Source organism: uncultured Psychromonas sp., from assembly GCF_947489755.1.
Classification (GTDB): Bacteria; Pseudomonadota; Gammaproteobacteria; order Enterobacterales; family Psychromonadaceae; genus Psychromonas.
The window spans coordinates 134,577-154,780 of sequence record NZ_CANLFB010000003.1 but is presented as its reverse complement, the minus strand read 5'-3'; the positions used below and the strand labels follow the sequence as shown (position 1 = coordinate 154,780).

The following is a 20,204-nucleotide window of genomic DNA, read 5'->3' as shown; positions in this document are numbered from 1 at the left end:
CATTACTATTAATTTGTTGAGTTTTACTGTTCACTCAACAAATGAAATCTGCTTAAAAATTCATTATAATTTGCCGCTAATAAGCGACGAATATGGAACGGTGCGTGCTTTAAAACATGTTTCATATAACGTCTTGCAGCATCAGCTTCATCGTCTTGATATAAATCCACATAAACCCATTGACTATCAGGGTCATTCGCAATTAATAAACGATGTTGTTTAGTATTTTTTTCTGACTTTATGTCTGACTTTTTATCAAGCTCAGGCAACGTTGTTACACTCACTTGCACGACATCAGAACAGGTTAAATTACGTGTTTTTGCTGTTCGCGCATGGTTAGCAAGCTCACTGTTTTGTTCTTTATTAACTTCTTCAAGGCGTAATTGATTTAGCACATCTAACATGGCTTGTGGATTAACCACTGAATTCATTACCTTATCGGAAGTATTATCTTGAATCGCAACGCTTACCTGTTGTTCAAGCTCAAGTAACTCACCAGCAGGGTCAATATCGGCTAGTTTAGAAACACCATGTCGTTTCAAACAGCGCTGTAGTCCTGCACGAGAAGTGTTTTCATTAATAAATTGACGACACACTTTTAACAACTCATCGAGAGAAAGCATCAAATGGGTACGTAATTGCACCACCACGTATTGTTGTTGCAAGGTAAGTGTTGTTTTAGAGTGTTTTGGAATATGAGAGGCATCTTCAAGCGTTTCACGTTGGCGCCATTTACGCACAGTAGATTCAGATATCTTTAAAAGGCGTGCTAATACTGCCGTCGGCAATTCAGAAGCGCGAATAAAAGCTCTAATTTCTGGAGTGGTGGTTGCGTTTTTATGTTGCTTGACGGTCAATAGAATACATTCACTAAAATAAAAAGTAAGTCTAATATACACAGGTATCATGCCCTATACAATCTACCGATACCTTTAATTAACTTAATGCTAGAGACTTCATATTAAAAGATAAATCCATCCTTTAATATTTGTTACCTAGTACAAATAAAAACGGCCTCATGAAGTTAATCATGAAGCCGTTTATAGTTACAGATTTTAACTATTTTTAACTTCTACATTCCTCTTAAATGTACCATTTTGTAATAAATAGACTCTATAAAGAAATAAGATTAAACACGGTTCAACACTTTACGCGCGGCTGATGTTTTAACGTGCGTGTAATAAAGCGGTAAGCCAACTAATAATAAACCACCAGCTAAATTACCTAATACCGTTGGGATTTCATTCCATAATAAGTAATCATAAACAGTGAAATCCCCCCCCATGATCATTGAGAATGGGAATAAAAACATATTCACAATTGAATGCTCAAAACCCATGTAAAAGAACAACATAACAGGCATCCACATTGCCGCCATTTTGCTACCTGCTGATGTAGAAATTAATGCACCAACAACGCCCATTGACACCATCCAGTTACATAACATGCCACGAATAAAAATAGTAAACCAACCACCTACACCGTGTTCTTGATAACCTAAAGTACGAGATTCACCTATGCTGCTCACTTTAGCCGCGATAACACCACCATCCGCTGAATAACCATAAGTTAAAATAAATGACATAAAGAACGCAGTGGTCATTGCACCAGCGAAGTTACCAATAAACACTAATCCCCAGTTACGCATAACACCTGATAGAGTGACACCCGAGCGTTTATCAAGTAATGCTAACGGTACTAAAGTAAATACACCGGTTAATAAATCAAACTTCATTAGATACAACATAATGAAACCAACAGGGAATAAACAAGCCCCTAATATTGGACTCCCTGTTTTTGTAGCAACAGTAATCGCAAACACTGCCGCTAACCCTAATATCGCACCAGCCATAAATGCGCGTATTAACGTATCCTTCGTTGACATGAAGACTTTTGATTCACCAGTATCAACCATTTTTGTAACAAATTCAGAGGGTTCTAAATAAGACATAATTTTCTCACTTTTAATGTGTGGTAAGCATTTATATTAAGAGTATTAACAAATCATTTACCATTTTGATTCAACATACTTGTTGAGGAACAATCCTTGCGTACTTTTTATTACTGATATTTTTAAACTTTTTACCAAGCTTTATAAGGCAAAAATTTTCCATTAAGCGTCACAATCACTCGATCGCCTTTTGGATCTTCTTGTTTATCTACATCCATGGTGAAATCGATCGCACTCATGATGCCATCACCAAATTTTTCTTGAATAACTTCCTTTAACGTATCGCCATAAACACCTACCACTTCATATAGACGGTAAATAAGTGGATCTTGTGGTACGGCTTTGTCCCATTCTTTGGTTGGATTCTCAAGCAAAGTCGCTTTGCTATCTATCGGTAAGTCTAAGTATTTAATCAATTTATCAGCAGTTTCTTCGGTAAAACTGTTCATACCTAAGCAAGCAGAGGTCGTCCATACAATAGACATACCTATCGCATCAGAAATAGCTTCCCACGTTAGCTCTCTGTCTTTTTTAATTGCAAAGATGGCTTCTGTAACATCAATTTTTTTCATTCTTGTTTCCTTACTGTTTTATTTGAAATAATGATATTTTGTCTAAAACTCTGGCATAACAAATAGCGTCAATTGCACTGTAATAACATCAAAGTGCACGATAACAGTGCGAAATAATTAACTATATTCATCTGGAATCTTGATACCAACACTGCTGATAACCCTTCTCATCAATCCATTGTTTATTTATATGAACGAATCGCTTAAGTAATTGCATGAACTATGCCAATCAACAAAAAAGTATTAACTTATTGTTTTTATGGTAAATTTTTAAATACTCTATGGAACACACAACCACGAAAAAACGTTGAACAACGATTTATAGTTGTAGTAGAAACGATATTTCGTTGATTTGGCTTAATAGTTGCTCTTCATAAGCTATTAATTTTGAATCTAATAAGAAGGTTGTACTTATATGTCGAATCAATTGTTTTTAAACGCACCAACAGCCATGCTATTAATTGATCCCATTAATAACCACGTGTTAGCAGTCAACCAATTAACAGAAAAAATGTTTAATGAAAGTGAGAAGGAGTTACTCAGCAAAAAGGCAACTCAATTGTTCCCACACTGCATAGAGCAGTTACATTTATTCACACAACAAGTGTTTGTTGAAGGGAGTGCATGGACAAATAATTTGAGTATTGAAGTAGGCTATAAAACGTTGTGCTTGGGTATCAATGCCGTTCAGCTAAATAATAACCTGCTACTCAGCTGCGAAGAGAACCATACCACTTTTAAACGTCACTTTAATGCAATTATTGAATCTAATTATCAGTCTGGATTTTTTCATTGGAATAAAGATGAAACTATTTTCGAACAAATAGAGCGACAAAATCAACTCCTCTTAACCGCGGTAGGCGATGGCATTTATGGTGTTGACTCGAAAGGACAAACCACTTTTGTGAATGCAGCTGCAGAAAAAATTCTGGGTTGGACTAAATCCGAATTAATGGGCAAGAAGATACATGACATTATTCACCATTCGCATCTTAATGGCAGTCACTATGAAGTCCATACCTGCCCTATTTATGAAGCCTTTAGTGACGGTGCGGTACACAGTGTGGATAACGAAGTCTTTTGGTCTAAAAAAAATAAACCTATTCCAGTAGAGTACACTAGTACTCCACTCACGGAAGATGGTTCTTTAATAGGAGCAGTGGTTATCTTTCGAGATATCACCGAACGTAAGCGAACTCAAGATAAGCTATTAACCGCACTGAAGGAAGTTGATGCTTTAAAACAACGCTTAGAAATGGAAAATGCTTATCTACTCGAAGAAATAAACGCAGATTTTAACCATCAATACATGATCGGAAAAAGCATTAAAATTAAACATATGATGAATCAAATGGAACTGGTGGCTCCTACGAATGCCAATGTTTTAATTATTGGAGAATCAGGCACAGGTAAAGAACTCATCGCGCGATCCATCCATGAAGCCAGCCAACGTAAAGTAAGACCTCTCATTCGTGTAAATTGTGCGGCTATTCCATCAGAGCTGTTTGAAAGTGAATTTTTTGGACACGTTAAAGGCGCTTTTTCTGGGGCTATTACCGACCGCGTCGGTCGTTTTGAATTAGCAGATGGCGCCACGATTTTCTTAGATGAAGTAGGAGAAATACCGCTACAACTGCAAGGTAAATTATTACGAGTATTACAAGAGCAGCAGTTTGAACGTGTAGGAGAATCGAAAACACGTCATGTTGATGTAAGAGTCATTGCAGCCACCAACAGAGACTTAAAAAAGTTAGTAGAAAAAAATAAATTTAGAGAAGATCTGTATTTTAGATTAAATGTATTCCCTATTCACTCCCCTCCATTAAGAGAGCGTATAGATGATGTACCATTATTAGTGAAACACTTCATCGATAAGATTTGTTTACAGCTAAACCAATCAACACCTAAAGTCCCCTTATCACAAATGCAATACTTACAAGATTATGCATGGCCAGGTAATATTCGAGAACTTGAGAATATTATCGAGCGCCAGGTTATTTTGTCTAAAAGTAATAAATTAAGCTTTGATTTTTTGGGCAGAGAAACAACGATAGAAAGCCGAACGGTTAGCCGACATCTTAATACGAATGTGATCAGTGCTGTACAGCATAAACAATTAGAAAAACATAATTTAGAGCAAGCTCTAAAGGATTGTAATGGCAAAATTTACGGTGAAGATGGTGCCGCAGCATTATTGGGGTTAAAGCCTACAACCTTAAGTTCGAAGCTAAAAAAGTATGCAATTAACCGACTAGTATTTGTTTAAATGGAAAGCAGTTTAACTAATGAGTGTTGATTATCACTCCCTATCTTTTGAATAAGATGAAAGCTTCAGAACAGGTTAACTGGCACATAAAACGCTATAACCGCTATATAGTTAGCTTAATTCCGCTTTAAGTTAATTATATGGTGAAGAAGAAATAGGAAAGGTAGATACAATAGTATTTACGCTTCCTATTAAGCTAAAATATTGTGCATGTCGATCACTATAAATAATGTACCTGAATGCTTTAGTACGTTCATTATTGATCAAGCTAACTGGCCATTAGCGCTTATTTTTTTAATTTCAACTCTGCACTGTAAATCAAGTCATCACAAATTAATGTGAGTGTTTTGAAGTCTTTAAATATTTCCAGATCAACACTGTCAAATAACCAAATGGAGAATACAAAATCAGAGTCAATGGTTGCCCTTGCAAATGGGTTTATTAATCCCACTTTTTGATAGTCATTAATCCCCAATGCCGCTTCACAAGAACCGTGTTTTTCATTTCTTAACTTTGCTTTTTGTTCGCTGTTATATAATGTTTGATCAATTTTAAACATCAAGGTAGGAATACCTAACTCAGTGATAAGAATAAAATCGCCAAAATCCCCTTCTTTAGAGTAACCAGGAACAGTACTCCAATCCCGTTTTTTGGATTTCAACAACATTTTTGGTATTTCAGGTAACGTTTTTGGCATAGAACTAAGAAAGAAGCGAGCCGATGGCGTGATTGATTGCTCAGGATTATTCCAATTTGACATTAATAAGAATGAACCACCAACGAGCATAATAAATAAGGCACTCAAAGCTAACTTTAGCTGGCCTGCGATTTTAGACACGTCTGAATCTGCGGTCAGTTTATGAATTTGCGCATGGGCTTCATCTAAGCAATCGGTTTTAATTCGAACTTCTTCAATCAATTGCAGTATTTGGATCTTTAATGATTCGGGATCTTGAGACGTCTCATCAACTACCGTTTCTTCTGAAGGTAAATAAACAAAATGTTCATTGCCACCTCCATTCATTACTTTTTTATAAGCAATATGTACAATTTTAAATAATTCACTCGAACCAGATTTATCTGGGTGTATTTTAAGCGATAACAATTTAAATTGTTTTCTGATTGCTTTATTTGACCAAGAGTCATTTGTCCCTAAAATATCATGGTTATTCATTTTAATGAGGCACTCATTAGCTAGGTGTTGAGGTCAATGGTTTAATATTACTTTTATTGTTATTGTTATTGTTATTTTGTAATTAATAAGCCATCATTTTTCATCGGAATTAAGATCCATCTTTAATAAACTGATTGTGACACTCAGAAACATTAAAATCAAAAAAATAACCATAAAACAAATAGATATCTTAAAAAATAAATGAATAACATCATTTTATAATGCAATTACTTCTTTATGATTAGAGGAATTATGAAATATTTGAATATGCCAGTTTGTTTTAACAAAGGATATAAAAATATAGAGATTGAAGCCCGTAAAAAGTCGAAGAGCATAACTTAACTATAACGACTCAAGGCAAATGATGATGAGATTCTGATTAAGTTCTATATAAAATTTTAACAACATGCCAACCGTGTTTGGTTTTTACTAAGTGTGGAGTGATTAACTCAGCATTAAAGCAGACCTTGTCAAACGCAGGTACCATTTGTCCTTTTTTAAACTCACCTAAATCCCCTCCTTTTTTACCTGACGGACAAGTTGAATACTTTTTTGCTAACGTTTGAAACTTAGCGCCCTTTTTTAATTGAGCAATAATATCTTCTGCTTTATCTTGATGTTTTACTAGGATATGAAGTGCTGATGCGGTTTTAGCCATGATTTAAATCTCTTTTTTAGACAATATTACTTTGCATAATTATACCTGTATTTTAACTAATAACTATTATTCACTGATACCTATTAGTGCGGTTAAGCTGCGAAAGTGGTTGTCGCTGACAATGATTTAGAAGAAGTTAATAGCCGTAAAATACACGTATAAAGTAGAAACTATACACTTTATTAAAGGTTAAAACGGTTACTTGTGATCTCTATTTTTAGCTTTCCGTTGATCAACATCGCTAAGAACATTACTCCTATAGTGAGTAATGAAGACAGGCTTTATTAATAACCTGTTTAAATTGACTAATCCAAAGAAGCTACCATCACTAACCTCTTCAAATTATTCAGTCAAATTAACCTATCATCGATAAGCTCTTCAAATTGGTCAGTCAAAATAACCTGCCATCGATAAGCTCTTCAAATTGGCCAGTCAAATTAACCTGCCATCGATAGGCTCTTCAAATTGATCAGTCAAATTAAACTGCTATCAATGACCGATAAAATCGCTCAAATCATTATTACACTTCAACGAAACAAGCATTAAATTATTCGATAAAACTAACGAGGTTTAGAATTGATGACATTTTTAATAAAATAGTAAGCGATATAACCGATGATACAAGTTGTACTAACAATCACAGCGACACCTGCCGCCACGATAGGATCGTCCAATAACATAGCGAAAAATTCCATTCTTAGCTCCTTAACTACATTGAGTATTAACATTTATTAATGAAGTGTAGGTAGTCGCTATACCGTCACCGCGTACTAACTACGTAGTGACAATGTATTTAATGAGAGCCTTAGCAACTTTGATTTGAATCAGCATAAAGTGCAATTAAAGCGTGGGGCTTAAAGAGGTTGAATAATATGTGATCAACTTCCTCATTTTTAATTTAAGGAAGAGCGATCAACAGAGCAGCAAATGAAATAACCTATAAATCACCCAGCTTAATCAGCATGACTAAACTAGGCGTATTCGATGAACTAAACGAGTTACATGTGCATATAACGTTTGATCTTCTTTGTTGGTGTTTTGATAAAAGGTTCTGTTTGTTCCACCACTGAGTTCAGCTTAGAGAATGAAGATAAAAGTCCATTTGATTCATTTTTAATGTCTTCTAACAACACCAAGATCTCTTTGTGTAAGTCAGCATCGGTTTCTGTTTTAAGATTATGTTGCTCATCAAACAGGTCATAATCGATATAAATTTTAGCAACGAGTTTTTTCTCTAGCTCATAGACCATTGAATCAATCACTAAAGGATGACGATTGATCACATTTTCTATCGACTCTGGATAAATATTTTCACCACTAGAGCTGATGATGACATTTTTAGTACGGCCACTAATGGTTAAAATTCCCATTTCATCCGCATAACCTAAATCACCAGTATTAAACCACCCATCTTCGTCTAATACTTCTTTTGTACGCTCATCTTCTTTGTAATAACCTAACATCACGTTAGGACCTCGAACGTGTAACTCGCCCTCTTTATCTTCTTCATTTTGTTTAATGAATCGATATTCCATATCAGGTACAAATATGCCTGTTGTGCCTAAACGCGTATTTCCAGGGACAGCACCAGCAATAATAGGCGCGGTTTCCGTTAATCCGTAACCAATCGCATAAGGAAAGTTAGCTTCTAATAAGAACTGTTCAACGTAGCTTGATAATTTAGCGCCACCAATACCAAAGAATTTCATTTCACCACCAAAACTTTCCATTAGTTTTTGACCGGCTATTTTATTAAGCTTTTTACGTGCAAAGCTGACATTGTTGTACAGATATTTAATCAGTTTATTTTTATTAAACTCAACTAATATTTTGTTTTTATAAATTTTCTCAATCACCAGCGGCACACTTAACATACAAGTAGGTTTAACGGTTTGCATTGCCGCTAAGATGATTTTTGGGGAAGGTACACGGTTAATGTAATGTATCGATCCACCATTTGAAAAAGGCACTAAGAAACCAACTGAACATTCAAAGGTATGTGCTAAAGGTAATATAGAAAGGAAGCGATCTTGATCATGTATATCTGTCAATGTATTCGCTTGGTAAAGTTGCGCCATTAAGTTGTAATGACTTAGCATCACGCCTTTTGATTGACCGGTTGTCCCTGACGTATAAATAATCACAGCTAGATCGTTTGGATTAATGGTCAAGGTATTGTCTATCTCACTCATTTTCAACAATTTCTTTTGTTGTGCAAACTGTATTGCTTTGTCTTTCATTTGCGCAATAGTTTGAACGCCTTTAACGAAAAATTCTGAGTGTTTAGGTGTTTTATCTTCAATTAAATCAAATGTTTCTAGTGAGAACACATAAGATAAGCTCGAACTAAAATCATCTTCATTTAATTTAGCACTCAATTTTTGAGAAACAAAAACAGCTTTCACTTCAGAGTGTTTAATTATGTGATGAATTTCATTAGTATGAAAATCTGGCAAAATAGGAACCGCGATAGCGCCCATCGCAGTGATCGCTAAATAAACGATCCCCCAATGTGGCATATTTTCACTGCATATTGCAATTTTATCACCTTGCTTTAGTCCTAAATCTTTAAACATGGCTTGCAATTGAATGACTTTTTGCTGTGCTTCTTGATAAGTAAGCCCTTCTTCACCTACATTGCACACAAATGTATTGGACGCATATTTTTTAAATGAATGGTCAGCTAAAGACATTAAATTGTTATGAGAAAGATTAAGCGACATATTAAAGCCTTTATATTTAAGTAATTGATTGATGAATAGCGACTAAGCTCAAAATTCAATAAATGATTAAGTTGTTGCTGAATATTATATCAACAACCTAAAACAACCCAAGGTAAAACGACTAAAATGCGTATTACAGTGCTTATTATCAGAGTTTTATAACACTTTAGCCTATTAAATGACTCAAAATACCCAAAACAAAGACTTTAATAATAACGAAATAAACTTCACCCTAATAAATACACACTAATGACTGTTTTATTTTACTGTATATAACAACGGAATCCTTATTATAGGGGTATCTTTGATTAAATTTAAAAGGATGTTATAGCAACACTTAAAGCTGTGTTAAAATCTTTTTTTTTATTTATAGAGACAATTTTTATGGCACGCCAAGTAACTTATTTTTATCAAGGCACTAAAAAAACTATCGCATTTTCATTCAGCCAACACTTTGATATTTTTGAAGCGGTAGCCGCAGCAGAAGATGTTGACTTAACATCATTTTGGGCGATGGAAAAGCAACTTGAGATGAGTTCACGTGGTCAAGGTATCATGAAAAACTACCGTGCAAATGAATTTGAACGCATGGGTTTTTCAGACATAAAATTTGTAAGAGACGAAACTAAAGACAAAGAAAAGAAAGAAAAATAAGTTCGCTCAAGATCATTGTGGATAGCGCTATATGAACGAGACTAACAAAAAGAATAACAAAAAGAATAACAAGCAAAATAACAACGATATAAGCACTGATCTCTTACGTGATATGACTGAAATAGAACATCTCTTTTTGGCTCACGTATTGGGGACGTTACCAGCCCCTAAAAAGCGCTACCTTAAAGCGGCACTCAATACTGCTGTATTTTGGGTATTTTCATTGTTTGGATTTTGTATTCTTTGGTTCCTCAGTAGCTTAATATTGACAACCTTTGCCTCTATCGATATTGGTGTTAGTAGTGATTACTCAACGGTTATATTCCCTATAGCCATTATTGTTGCTGGATTATTTGCTATTAACTCAACGAGAAAGTGGTTATCAACCTCTGAAAGCGGTTATACCTATGTTAAGGCTGATTTAGCGGCACAAAAAATTCAGGCTGAACGTTATAAAGTAAAATCAGTAAAATGTTTTAAAGAGCCAAAACACGGTGGTTTGTTATATTTTTTGTTATTGAAGCACCCTGTTTCTAAACAAAAAAATATTAGAGTTATTTATGATTATGAAAGTCAGAATGACAAGGTTGACCCTAAGTTATTATTAAAGATGAAAACTGATTTAACTATTTGTACCGCTCCAAATTCAAAAATTGTTGTTGATAATGTATTTGAAGGCGATCCAGTCACTAAGGTTGAATATCTTGATTTAACGGCTTCCCCTGAACAATGGCCAAACCCTGATAGTTGGGAAGATATTGAATGGTCATCGTTACAACAAGTTTATTCGAAATAAACTTAGTTTCCCGTTAGTAATACACTTCTAATAAGACATGAACGGTTAATGATATTAGCAGTTCATCCATATAAATTATATTCTATTTTCTAAAAGACAAGATTAGAATTAATCACTTATTATCTGAATCTAAAAACAATAAGATTATAATGAATGATCAATAATCGATATAAGTAGATGATTAGGTTATTAAGAAAAGATTATTTATTAAGGGATTAAAACTAAAACAGCCAATAAGAAGCTCTCCCTTTGAACTTTTTATTGGCTGATTATTTTAATAAAAAATTATTTTTTGTTAGGTGTTTTTAGAAACTATTCCATCTAACATATTGTTTCTAAGTATTGTTTTTAAATATAGCTTATAAATATGGCTTCTAAGCTAAAGAAACTGGGTCAGGTAATTTGATAATACGTTTTTCCAACACTTTTAATAACACGCCATATGCCGGTAAAAATAAACACAGGCTCACTAACAATTTAAAACCGTAATCTACCATCGCAATTTCAGGCCAATTAGCCGCCATGAACTCATCTGTCGATGCGTAAAAAGCTAAAGAGAAGAAGATTAAGGTATCCAGTAAGTTACCTAATAAAGTGGATGCTGTTGGTGCAATCCACCAAGATTTAGTCAGGCGTAAATTTGCAAATACTTTAATATCAAGTAACTGCCCAAATAAATACGCCGCAAAACTTGCAGCAGCAATGCGTAACACAAAACTATTATAGTTAGCTAATGAATCCATCCCTTGGAATATTCCTTGGTGAAATAACACCCCAATGACATAAGAAACAACTAATGCAGGCAACATGGCTTTAAAGATGATGCGTCGAGCATTCTTCTGTCCGAAGATTCTGACCGTCAAATCCGTTGCAAGGTAAACAAAAGGGAAACTAAAAGCACCCCATGTAGTGTGCCAGCCAAATAAAGTAAATGGCAATTGTACTAGATAGTTACTAGCACAAACGATAATGATGTGAAACCCAACCAATAGCGTAAGCGCACGGCGAATTTGCGTGTTTGAAAGTGATAACATATTTTGACCTTTTTATTGTGGCTTTTACTGCCACTTTTTAATGTAACAACGGGGTGAGGGAACCCGCTTATTATGTGTCCCAAATTTTTAGTGATAGCTTATAGCTAACCTAGTTAACTATCTCGTTATACCAATATGGGGGCGCATATTATAGGGTGATAATCACACAATACAACTCTTTTAATCACACCTACCAGCTCAATTATCACAAGATACCTGTAATAATATTTAATATAACGTTATACTGTATATAAACACACTTAAGTGAGTCAATTATGTTTGCGAATAAGCCAATTAAGATTGCAAAGGATATTGATGGGGTTCGTCGAAGTGCTTTTTGGCATTTATCACGTCGAGACCATAGCCAAGCAGAGCTATTAAAAAAGCTTCAGCGTAAAACCGATAATCAAGCGTGGATAGAGACCGTTATCAATGAATGTTTAGATTATAATTATCTAGATGATCAACGTTTTACGGAATCTTTTATTCGTGGCTCACAAAATAAAGGGTATGGCGCAACGCGTATAAAACAAGATTTAAAATTAAAAGGTATTGGCGAACTGTTAATTAAACAAACATTTGATGACAATGAATTCAATTACATCGATGCTGCTCAGCAATTATTAAGTAATAAATATCGAGAAGCCATTGTAACGCAACATTTAAAACAGAAAGCGATGGGGTTTCTACAAGCTAAAGGGCATAGTTTCGATATTATTGCATTAGCCATCGAATCACATAATGAAGGTTTTCCAACACCCACGTTTAACGATCTCGATGAAGCTTGTTTGTTGCTTTCTAAGAAATTCAAAGTAGTGATTGAAGATCAAAAACAAAAAACCAAAGCATTAAGACATCTTACTTCGCATGGTTATGACTATTCAAAGTCCAATCAAGCGATAACGTTATTTAATCAACAGTTAGTGTTAGATGAATAAATAATTAAAATATATAAAAGTACGGTGTGCAAAAAACAAGTCTAAAAAAACACTTAAGACGATTGAGACTCTAAGATATTAAGACATTAAGACATTAAGACATTAAGACATTAAGTCTGATTTGATAATACGGAAAAATTCATGGCAAAAGCAAAAACAAAAATTTCCTACGTATGCAGTGACTGTGGTGCTGATTATACTAAATGGCAAGGGCAATGTGGCGAATGTAAAGCTTGGAATACGATCACTGAATTTCGCGAAGCATCGAGTACCACTAAATCAGTTAATGCCGCTATTAATCGAAATCAGGTCGGTGGTTATGCCGGTGTCACGACTAATGGCGTGCAACGAATTTCAACGGTACAAGTAGAAAATGCACAACGTGTCTCAACTGGCTTAAGTGAATTAGACCGGGTATTGGGTGATGGCATTACATTGGGCTCAGTGGTATTAATTAGTGGCGACCCGGGCTCAGGTAAAACCACCCTACTCACTAAAGTGGCTTCCGTCATGTCACAAACCATGTCCACTTTATATGTCACGGCAGAAGAAAGTTTAAGTCAGTGGGCTAAACGTGGCATTGAAAGGTTAAACCTACATTTTAATGAAGATAATTTTTTATTATCAGATACTGACAGCATTGAAGACATTGTTAATCAATGTATCGAAAATAAAGTGAAGTTTTTAATTGCCGATTCCATTCAAGCTTTTGAATCTAATTCCGTCGATGGATCTGCAGGTGGTGTCACGCAAGTTAAAACTTGTGCAAAAATATTAAACCGTTTATGTAAGCAACACGGCATTACACTTATCTTGGTAGGGCAAGTGAATAAGAACTCACAAATGGCGGGACCACAAACACTCAAACATATTATTGATACGGCAATTCACATTGAAGTGAATGATGCTTCTGTACGAATTTTACGTGCCGACAAAAACCGTTTCGGTGATACTGAGCAAGTGGGTATTTTTCAAATGACCGAAAAAGGCATGCGCTCTGTTGATAATCCAAGTCGCTTATTTTTGTCGGGTAGTGAAGAACACTTTGAAGGCTCAGCTATCTCTGTGATTAAAGATGGTGCCCGTAATCTATTAATTGAAATACAAGCTTTAGCGACGGAAGTTGAAGGTGAAAAATCAATTAGAAACTGTATTGGTGTCTCATACAGTCGCTTATCTTTAATTACTGCTGTACTCAAAAAACACGGTGGAATTCCTACTTATTACGATATAAATATCAGTTTAGTGGGCGGTTTAAAAATGGCTGACTCTGAAACATCGACCGACATGGCAGTAACTGCAGCTTTACTCAGCTCAATTAATTCAAAACCGTTACCGAGTGATGCTGTGTTTATTGGTGAGTTAGCCTTAACCGGAGAACTGCGTCAGATACCACAAATTGTTCCTCGAGTTCGTGAAGCGTTAAGTCATGGAAAAAAACAGATCTTTATTCCTTCTGTCGCTTACCACGCTTCAATGCAACAATTTGTGAAAGGCGATCAAAAAATCATTCCACTTAAAAACGTACGTGATTTAATTGAGGCACTTCAATAATGTCTGCAGCACAATTATTAAAAGATAACTTATCCTTATTTGAACCGGATAAAGGCGTCGTTTTAGACTTGGCCTGCGGTAGAGGTCAAAATGGCTTATTATTAAAAGCCCAAAATATTGAGCTAGTATTTGCCGACCTTCAACAGCAACACTTATCCACTTTACATAAAGATTTTAATATTGATAACTCAGCACTTTGGCAAGCAGATTTTGAGTCTGAATCAAGTCTAGACGCACAAAAATTAGCGCAAATGCAGTTGCAAGGTATTCTTGTATTCAGATATTTACACCGTCCTTTATTTGACAGTATTAAACAAGCAATTAAACCCGGTGGTATTGTAATTTACGAAACGTTTACCATTGAAAATAGACAGTTTGGCCGTCCCAATAGAGCCGATTTTTTACTGGAACTTGGTGAGTTAAAAACTGTTTTTAAAGAATGGGATATTTTATTCTATTTTGAAGGTATTAAAGAAAATCCAGATCGTGCGATTGCACAGATTATTTGCCAGAAACCTGATTAGCATCATCACATCAATAGATGTCAGATTGTTAATCTTAAATTACCTTATACTTTATGCTAAACATTAAAAAGGGTTACTTTGATTGATGTAACCCTTTTCCATTACTCATAAACAATAATTAACATGTTTATAAAGCTTACAAGTATTGGTTCGCTTTTAAATAATCGATAACTTGTTGTGCGCAAGCTTCAATTGACTTCTGATCTGTTTCTACATGTATTTCAGGATTAACTGGTTTTTCATAAGCACTATCAATCCCCGTAAAGTTTTTAATCTCACCAGCGCGCGCTTTTTTGTACAAACCTTTTGGATCTCGTGATTCACACACAGCTAACGGCGTATCAATAAATACTTCAATAAACTGCCCTTCTGCTAGTTGAGAACGCACCATTTCACGATCTGCTACAAAAGGAGAAATAAAAGCAGTAGAGACTAATAAACCAGCATCAGCAAATAGTTTTGACACTTCACCTACTCGGCGAATATTTTCAATTCTGTCTTTATCTGAAAAACCTAAGTCTCCGTTTAAACCGTGACGCACATTATCGCCATCTAGCACATAAGTTTTAGCTTGATGTTGAAATAACATTAAATCAACCGCATTAGCGACCGTAGATTTACCTGAACCACTCAAGCCTGTAAACCATAATACTGCCGCTTTATGGCCGTTTAATTGACAATGGTCTTGATGTGAAACGCTCGCTTGATGCCATACAACATCAGATGATTTTTCACCATCAACATCTTTTTCTATATACGGGTTATTCATAATATTTCTCTCTAATTACAGAAGTCAGTGGCCTCAATAAAGCCTAACTTCTTATTTAATTAATAAACTTTTTTTGTCTATAGGCCAAATACAAAAACAATGGCGATAATACATGTCACGCTATAAACCAAGCTAACAGGCACACCAATTTTAATAAAATCATTTAATTTATACTGTCCTGCATTGAATACCATCAAATTGGTTTGGTAACCATAAGGACTGATAAAACTAGCACTCGCACCAAATGCGACGGCCATAATAAAAGCTGTTGGATTAGCATCAATACTTACTGCAAGGCCATAAGCGATTGGGAATATCAAGGCTGCAGCCGCATTATTAGTGACTAATTCGGTCAACAATAAGGTGACCGCATATACTGCAATTAACGCGAGTAATGGACTAAATGAGTTCGAATGATTACTCATAACTTGTGTGAAACTGTCTATAACGCCGCTATTTTGTAGCGCATAAGACAAGACAATAGCAGCCGATATGATCACCCAAATATCCGTTGGAAAACGTCGAACCAATTCACTACTGGTTAAACAACCACTAAGAAGCAAAACCCCAAGTAATAGTAAGACGGCTTTAAACAAAGGAATAATACCGAGTGCAGCCAGTGCAATAGCAGCAAAAAAACCAAAGATAGCTAATAGTTCTTTTTTACCTGATAAACGCGAATCTAGCTCGACATCCGACAATAATATAAAGTTTTTACGTATGTTACGGCGAGATTTAAAATCTTCGCCCACCGCCAACACCAAAAAATCACCAGGTTTAATTTTTAGTTTACCAATTTTTCCTGATACTTTTTCACCGTCTCGTTTAATAGCGACAACAGCAGCATCAAACAAAGAACGAAATCCCACTGATTTTAATGTATTACCATTTAAAACACTTTCAGGTCGTACCACTACTTCTCGTAAATTACCTAATGGTAAGCCACTGTTTTCAGCAAAAATAGACAAACCGTCAAATAAACGCAACTGGCTAACTTTCGATATATCACCACTGAAGATCAGTTTATCATTCGCTTGAATGACTTCATTGGGAGTGATCGCCGTGAGTTGTAAGTCACCGCGCATTATCTCCACTAAAAAAAGAGACTGTAAATGACGTAAACCATTTTGATCGATACTTTTACCCACTAAACTTGAATCTAAGTTAACCTTTGCTTCAATGAAATAAGAAGGTGCATCGGTTAGTTTCATATCAATATCAGGTAATAATGAACGACAAAGATATAACGTAAGGCCACAAGTTCCCACTAAAAACAACCCTACTAGAGTAAAGTCAAAAAAGCCTAATGAGGGTAAGTTTGCATCGAGTACTAAGCTATTAACAATCAGGTTAGTCGAGGTACCTACTAGCGTTAATGTGCCCCCTAAAATTGCCGCATAAGATAATGGAATTAATAACTTACTTGCCGAGTGATTAGGGTTATTACGAATTGGCGCTAACATGGTTGATACAACCGCCGTGTTATTTAAAAAAGCAGAAGAGAAAACAGTGAAACCAAATAATCGTAACCATGTGGAATTATAACTTGGTTTAATCACCTTCATGGCAACTAAACGTAATAAACGGGTTTTTTCAAGGGCAATAGAGCAAAGCATTAACAAAATTAATGTTAATAGTCCTTGATTGGAGAGACTTTTAATTACTTGGTCTGTTGTCACCATTTGTGTGGAGAATAAAGTCATTAATGCAACGCCAAAGACAACACTTGGACGCTCTTGGAATTTAATTAAACCGATGATAGTGAAGATAAAAACTGCGAGAACAAAATAGGAATGAAGAGTCATGAATAGGCCATCAGTTAAGAGCATTCAGTTGCTAGCCTAACACTAGCAACCGAACACTATTTAGCAATTATCCTTTTAGGATATTTTTTGCTTCCCAATGAGGGAAATGTTTGCGAACTAATGCATTAAATTCAACTTCAAATTCACTGTAAGCTGATTTAGGGCCTGAAGTTGCTTCAAGTGGACGTTTAATCATGCCCGCACCAACAGTACCATTAGTTAAACGGTCAATAATAATGAACGCGCCTGTTGCTCTGTTATCTGAATATGCATCAAACTGAACTTCTTTTGCGACTTCAAAGTTACAACTACCAATTTCATTTAGTGCTAATTGAGTCGCTGGCTTTTGTTGAATTGTATTAACATCTGTTTGATAGTTAATAGAAGTAGCAGCACCAACCGTCGTATTACTACCAACTTTGATGATGTATTCACGGTCAACGTTTAGTGCAGTTTCATCCATCCAAACAACATCAGCTTCAAAGTTTTTAGTTGATTGTGGTTTTTCATGCGGACGAACAATCATATCACCACGGCTGATATCAATTTCATCTTCAAGTGTTAGTGTGATGGCCATACCTTGATAAGCAACTTCTAAGTTGCCGTCAAAAGTAACAATCTCTTTCACTTTACTTTGCTTACCAGAAGGTAATGCTTCAATAGTATCGCCAACACGAATTTCACCAGAGGCAACAGTCCCTGCAAAACCACGGAAATCTAAGTTTGGACGGTTTACGTATTGAACGCCTAAACGGAATTGATCAATTGCATTGCTGCTGATTTCAACTGTGTTTAGTAAACGTAACAATGGTGAACCAGGGTACCAAGGCATATTTTCACTTTGGTTTACTACATTATCACCTTTAAGCGCAGAAATTGGCACAAAACGAACATCAGCAATGTTTAATTGTTTAGCAAACTCACGGTAATCCGCTTTAATTTTCTTATAAACTTCTTGATCGTAATCTACTGCATCCATTTTGTTGATCGCAATAACAACATGCTTAATACCCAACAAAGAACAAATGTAAGAGTGACGACGAGTTTGAACTTGTACACCATGACGCGCATCAATCAAGATAATCGCTAAATCACATGTTGAAGCACCTGTTGCCATGTTGCGTGTGTATTGCTCATGTCCAGGGGTGTCAGCAATGATAAATTTACGTTGCTCAGTTGCAAAGTAACGGTAAGCAACATCGATTGTAATGCCCTGCTCACGTTCTGACTGTAAACCATCCACTAACAATGCTAAGTCAAAAGTTTCGTCTGTGGTGTTGAATTTTTTAGAATCTTTTTCGATAGCAGCCATGTGATCTTCAAAGATCATTTTACTATCAAATAATAAACGTCCAATTAACGTTGATTTACCGTCATCTACACTGCCACAAGTGATAAAACGCATCATGTCTTTGTTTTCGTGTACACGTAAATATTCTTCGATATCCGATGCGATTAGATTTGTATCGTTAGTCATTTTTTTTCCTTAACTCTTTATAGGACTGGGTTTTTTAAGCGTTGGCCTAAAAGTAACCTTCCATTTTTTTCTTTTCCATCGAACCAGCAGAATCGTTATCGATTACACGGCCTTGACGTTCAGATGTTGTTGTTAACAACATCTCTTGAATAATTTCAGGTAGTGTCTTCGCTTCAGACTCAATCGCACCTGTTAATGGGTAACAGCCTAATGTACGGAAACGTACATTTTTCATCTGCGGAACTTCACCTTCTTCAAGTGGCATACGCTCATCATCAACCATGATTAATGAACCATCACGTTCAACAACAGGACGTGGTGCAGAGAAGTATAGTGGCACCATTTCGATATCTTCTTGATAAATGTACTGCCAGATATCAAGCTCAGTCCAGTTAGATAGTGGGAATACACGAATACTTTCGCCACGGTCTACTTTTGAGTTATAAATGTTCCATAATTCAGGGCGTTGATTTTTAGGATCCCAGCGATGCTTTTTATCACGGAATGAATAAACACGTTCTTTAGCACGAGATTTCTCTTCGTCACGACGTGCGCCACCAAATGCAGCATCAAAACCGTAATGGTCTAGTGCTTGTTTCAAACCTTGTGTTTTCATTACATCAGTATGCTTAGCTGAACCATGTGTAAACGGTCCCATACCCATTGCAATACCTTCAGGGTTTTTATGAACTAATAAATCGAAGTCATACTTCTTCGATAAATTATCACGGAATTCAATCATTTCTTTGAATTTCCAGTCGGTATCAACATGAAGTAATGGGAAAGGAATTTTACCTGGGTAAAAGGCTTTACGAGCAAGATGTAATAACACTGACGAATCTTTACCAATTGAGTACAGCATTACTGGGTTATCAAATTCAGCGGCTACTTCACGCATTATTTGAATTGATTCAGCCTCAAGTGCCTTAAGGTGAGTTAGTCTTTTATTGTTCATGTGTTTCCTTACAAAGTCACAGGATATATATAATTTAAACGTATTATGCAGTGTTCTCTGAAAAATATCAGTAACAAATTCAGATAGAATATAGAAAATAGTTATAAGCGTAATTAATTATGTCATTGAATATAAGCGTTAATTTTTAAACGTTAAATCATTACAGAAAAAACGATTTAATCAACACCTTAAACTATAAAAACTAAACCAATAAAGACTAGCTTAATGACAAAACCCTTTCTACGACCGTAAAAAGGTATAAAAGTTGTAAAAAATTTAGCGTTAATTTACTTCAAAAAAGCATTGGTATCAACGAGTAATATTTTATGTCATTTATTACTCTTAAAGTGAATC

General features: G+C 35.5%; 18 protein-coding genes. 6 read left to right on the top strand and 12 right to left on the bottom strand.

From position 1 onward, the window contains the following. Positions 1 to 23: 23 nt before the first annotated feature. The 3 genes from Q0794_RS02970 to cynS form a co-directional block, all read right to left on the bottom strand. On the bottom strand, positions 24 to 857 hold the full coding sequence (locus tag Q0794_RS02970; RefSeq protein ID WP_298940026.1) for a helix-turn-helix domain-containing protein: 834 nt from the start codon (positions 855 to 857) through the stop codon (positions 24 to 26). Positions 858 to 1,129: 272 nt separating this feature from the next. Continuing rightward, positions 1,130 to 1,951, bottom strand: a complete 822-nt coding sequence (locus tag Q0794_RS02965) for a formate/nitrite transporter family protein (RefSeq protein ID WP_298940025.1) — start codon at positions 1,949 to 1,951, stop codon at positions 1,130 to 1,132. A gap of 131 nt (positions 1,952 to 2,082) precedes the next feature. Next, complete coding sequence (gene cynS, locus Q0794_RS02960) at positions 2,083 to 2,523, bottom strand: cyanase (RefSeq protein ID WP_160061901.1); 441 nt, start codon at positions 2,521 to 2,523, stop codon at positions 2,083 to 2,085. Between the two features lie 415 nt (positions 2,524 to 2,938). On the opposite strand from cynS, the gene Q0794_RS02955 reads away from it, so the two are divergent. Then, entirely contained in the window at positions 2,939 to 4,789 is a 1,851-nt protein-coding gene (locus Q0794_RS02955) for a sigma 54-interacting transcriptional regulator (protein ID WP_298940024.1), read from the top strand. A gap of 286 nt (positions 4,790 to 5,075) precedes the next feature. Here Q0794_RS02955 and Q0794_RS02950 read toward each other — a convergent pair whose 3' ends face one another. From Q0794_RS02950 to Q0794_RS02935, 4 genes are all read right to left on the bottom strand, one after another. Beyond that, a complete protein-coding gene (locus Q0794_RS02950; RefSeq protein ID WP_298940023.1) occupies positions 5,076 to 5,963 on the bottom strand; it encodes a J domain-containing protein in 888 nt (295 codons plus the stop codon). A 379-nt stretch (positions 5,964 to 6,342) separates the two neighbouring features. Next, the gene (locus Q0794_RS02945) at positions 6,343 to 6,621 is read right to left on the bottom strand and encodes a peptidylprolyl isomerase (protein WP_298940022.1); all 279 of its coding nucleotides are present in this window, start codon (positions 6,619 to 6,621) and stop codon (positions 6,343 to 6,345) included. A gap of 560 nt (positions 6,622 to 7,181) precedes the next feature. Continuing rightward, positions 7,182 to 7,316: a hypothetical protein gene (locus Q0794_RS02940; RefSeq protein WP_298940021.1), complete on the bottom strand. Its 135-nt coding sequence runs from the start codon at positions 7,314 to 7,316 to the stop codon at positions 7,182 to 7,184. A gap of 303 nt (positions 7,317 to 7,619) precedes the next feature. Then, positions 7,620 to 9,344: an AMP-binding protein gene (locus Q0794_RS02935; protein ID WP_298940020.1), complete on the bottom strand. Its 1,725-nt coding sequence runs from the start codon at positions 9,342 to 9,344 to the stop codon at positions 7,620 to 7,622. Positions 9,345 to 9,728: 384 nt separating this feature from the next. Between Q0794_RS02935 and Q0794_RS02930 the strand changes: the two genes are divergently transcribed. After that, complete coding sequence (locus Q0794_RS02930; RefSeq protein WP_298940019.1) at positions 9,729 to 9,998, top strand: DUF2960 family protein; 270 nt, start codon at positions 9,729 to 9,731, stop codon at positions 9,996 to 9,998. Between the two features lie 31 nt (positions 9,999 to 10,029). Beyond that, positions 10,030 to 10,794: a hypothetical protein gene (locus Q0794_RS02925; RefSeq protein ID WP_298940018.1), complete on the top strand. Its 765-nt coding sequence runs from the start codon at positions 10,030 to 10,032 to the stop codon at positions 10,792 to 10,794. Between the two features lie 374 nt (positions 10,795 to 11,168). On the opposite strand, the gene Q0794_RS02920 is transcribed toward Q0794_RS02925, so the two are convergent. Continuing rightward, positions 11,169 to 11,828, bottom strand: a complete 660-nt coding sequence (locus tag Q0794_RS02920; RefSeq protein WP_160061919.1) for a 7-cyano-7-deazaguanine/7-aminomethyl-7-deazaguanine transporter — start codon at positions 11,826 to 11,828, stop codon at positions 11,169 to 11,171. A gap of 275 nt (positions 11,829 to 12,103) precedes the next feature. Between Q0794_RS02920 and Q0794_RS02915 the strand changes: the two genes are divergently transcribed. From Q0794_RS02915 to Q0794_RS02905, 3 genes are all read left to right on the top strand, one after another. Beyond that, positions 12,104 to 12,766 carry a regulatory protein RecX gene (locus Q0794_RS02915; RefSeq protein ID WP_298940017.1) on the top strand — a complete coding sequence of 221 codons (663 nt, stop codon included), beginning with the start codon at positions 12,104 to 12,106 and terminating at the stop codon, positions 12,764 to 12,766. A 141-nt stretch (positions 12,767 to 12,907) separates the two neighbouring features. Then, a complete protein-coding gene (gene radA / locus Q0794_RS02910) occupies positions 12,908 to 14,320 on the top strand; it encodes a DNA repair protein RadA (RefSeq protein WP_298940016.1) in 1,413 nt (470 codons plus the stop codon). After that, positions 14,320 to 14,844, top strand: coding sequence for a tellurite resistance protein (locus Q0794_RS02905; RefSeq protein WP_298940015.1), 525 nt, complete (start codon positions 14,320 to 14,322; stop codon positions 14,842 to 14,844). Before radA ends, Q0794_RS02905 begins: the two co-directional genes overlap by 1 nt. 136 nt (positions 14,845 to 14,980) lie before the next feature. Here the strand turns inward: Q0794_RS02905 and cysC are convergent, their stop codons facing one another. From cysC to cysD, 4 genes are all read right to left on the bottom strand, one after another. Continuing rightward, entirely contained in the window at positions 14,981 to 15,613 is a 633-nt protein-coding gene (gene cysC, locus Q0794_RS02900) for an adenylyl-sulfate kinase (protein ID WP_298940014.1), read from the bottom strand. 77 nt (positions 15,614 to 15,690) lie between these two features. Then, entirely contained in the window at positions 15,691 to 17,418 is a 1,728-nt protein-coding gene (locus Q0794_RS02895; protein ID WP_298940013.1) for an SLC13 family permease, read from the bottom strand. 67 nt (positions 17,419 to 17,485) lie between these two features. Next, positions 17,486 to 18,895, bottom strand: coding sequence for a sulfate adenylyltransferase subunit CysN (cysN, locus tag Q0794_RS02890; RefSeq protein ID WP_298940012.1), 1,410 nt, complete (start codon positions 18,893 to 18,895; stop codon positions 17,486 to 17,488). Between the two features lie 46 nt (positions 18,896 to 18,941). Beyond that, entirely contained in the window at positions 18,942 to 19,850 is a 909-nt protein-coding gene (cysD, locus tag Q0794_RS02885) for a sulfate adenylyltransferase subunit CysD (protein ID WP_298940011.1), read from the bottom strand. Positions 19,851 to 20,204 lie beyond the last annotated feature (354 nt).

Excerpts from the sequence above, each read along its gene's own strand:
- Q0794_RS02950 (WP_298940023.1), bottom strand. The coding sequence starts at position 5,963 with ATGAATAACCATGATATTTTAGGGACAAATGACTCTTGGTCAAATAAA.
- Q0794_RS02940 (WP_298940021.1), bottom strand. The coding sequence starts at position 7,316 with ATGGAATTTTTCGCTATGTTATTGGACGATCCTATCGTGGCGGCAGGT.
- Q0794_RS02945 (WP_298940022.1), bottom strand. The coding sequence starts at position 6,621 with ATGGCTAAAACCGCATCAGCACTTCATATCCTAGTAAAACATCAAGAT.
- Q0794_RS02915 (WP_298940017.1), top strand. The coding sequence starts at position 12,104 with ATGTTTGCGAATAAGCCAATTAAGATTGCAAAGGATATTGATGGGGTT.
- radA (WP_298940016.1), top strand. The coding sequence starts at position 12,908 with ATGGCAAAAGCAAAAACAAAAATTTCCTACGTATGCAGTGACTGTGGT.
- Q0794_RS02925 (WP_298940018.1), top strand. The coding sequence starts at position 10,030 with ATGAACGAGACTAACAAAAAGAATAACAAAAAGAATAACAAGCAAAAT.
- Q0794_RS02905 (WP_298940015.1), top strand. The coding sequence starts at position 14,320 with ATGTCTGCAGCACAATTATTAAAAGATAACTTATCCTTATTTGAACCG.
- cysN (WP_298940012.1), bottom strand. The coding sequence starts at position 18,895 with ATGACTAACGATACAAATCTAATCGCATCGGATATCGAAGAATATTTA.
- Q0794_RS02930 (WP_298940019.1), top strand. The coding sequence starts at position 9,729 with ATGGCACGCCAAGTAACTTATTTTTATCAAGGCACTAAAAAAACTATC.
- cysD (WP_298940011.1), bottom strand. The coding sequence starts at position 19,850 with ATGAACAATAAAAGACTAACTCACCTTAAGGCACTTGAGGCTGAATCA.
- cysC (WP_298940014.1), bottom strand. The coding sequence starts at position 15,613 with ATGAATAACCCGTATATAGAAAAAGATGTTGATGGTGAAAAATCATCT.
- Q0794_RS02965 (WP_298940025.1), bottom strand. The coding sequence starts at position 1,951 with ATGTCTTATTTAGAACCCTCTGAATTTGTTACAAAAATGGTTGATACT.
- Q0794_RS02935 (WP_298940020.1), bottom strand. The coding sequence starts at position 9,344 with ATGTCGCTTAATCTTTCTCATAACAATTTAATGTCTTTAGCTGACCAT.
- Q0794_RS02920 (WP_160061919.1), bottom strand. The coding sequence starts at position 11,828 with ATGTTATCACTTTCAAACACGCAAATTCGCCGTGCGCTTACGCTATTG.
- Q0794_RS02895 (WP_298940013.1), bottom strand. The coding sequence starts at position 17,418 with ATGACTCTTCATTCCTATTTTGTTCTCGCAGTTTTTATCTTCACTATC.
- Q0794_RS02955 (WP_298940024.1), top strand. The coding sequence starts at position 2,939 with ATGTCGAATCAATTGTTTTTAAACGCACCAACAGCCATGCTATTAATT.
- cynS (WP_160061901.1), bottom strand. The coding sequence starts at position 2,523 with ATGAAAAAAATTGATGTTACAGAAGCCATCTTTGCAATTAAAAAAGAC.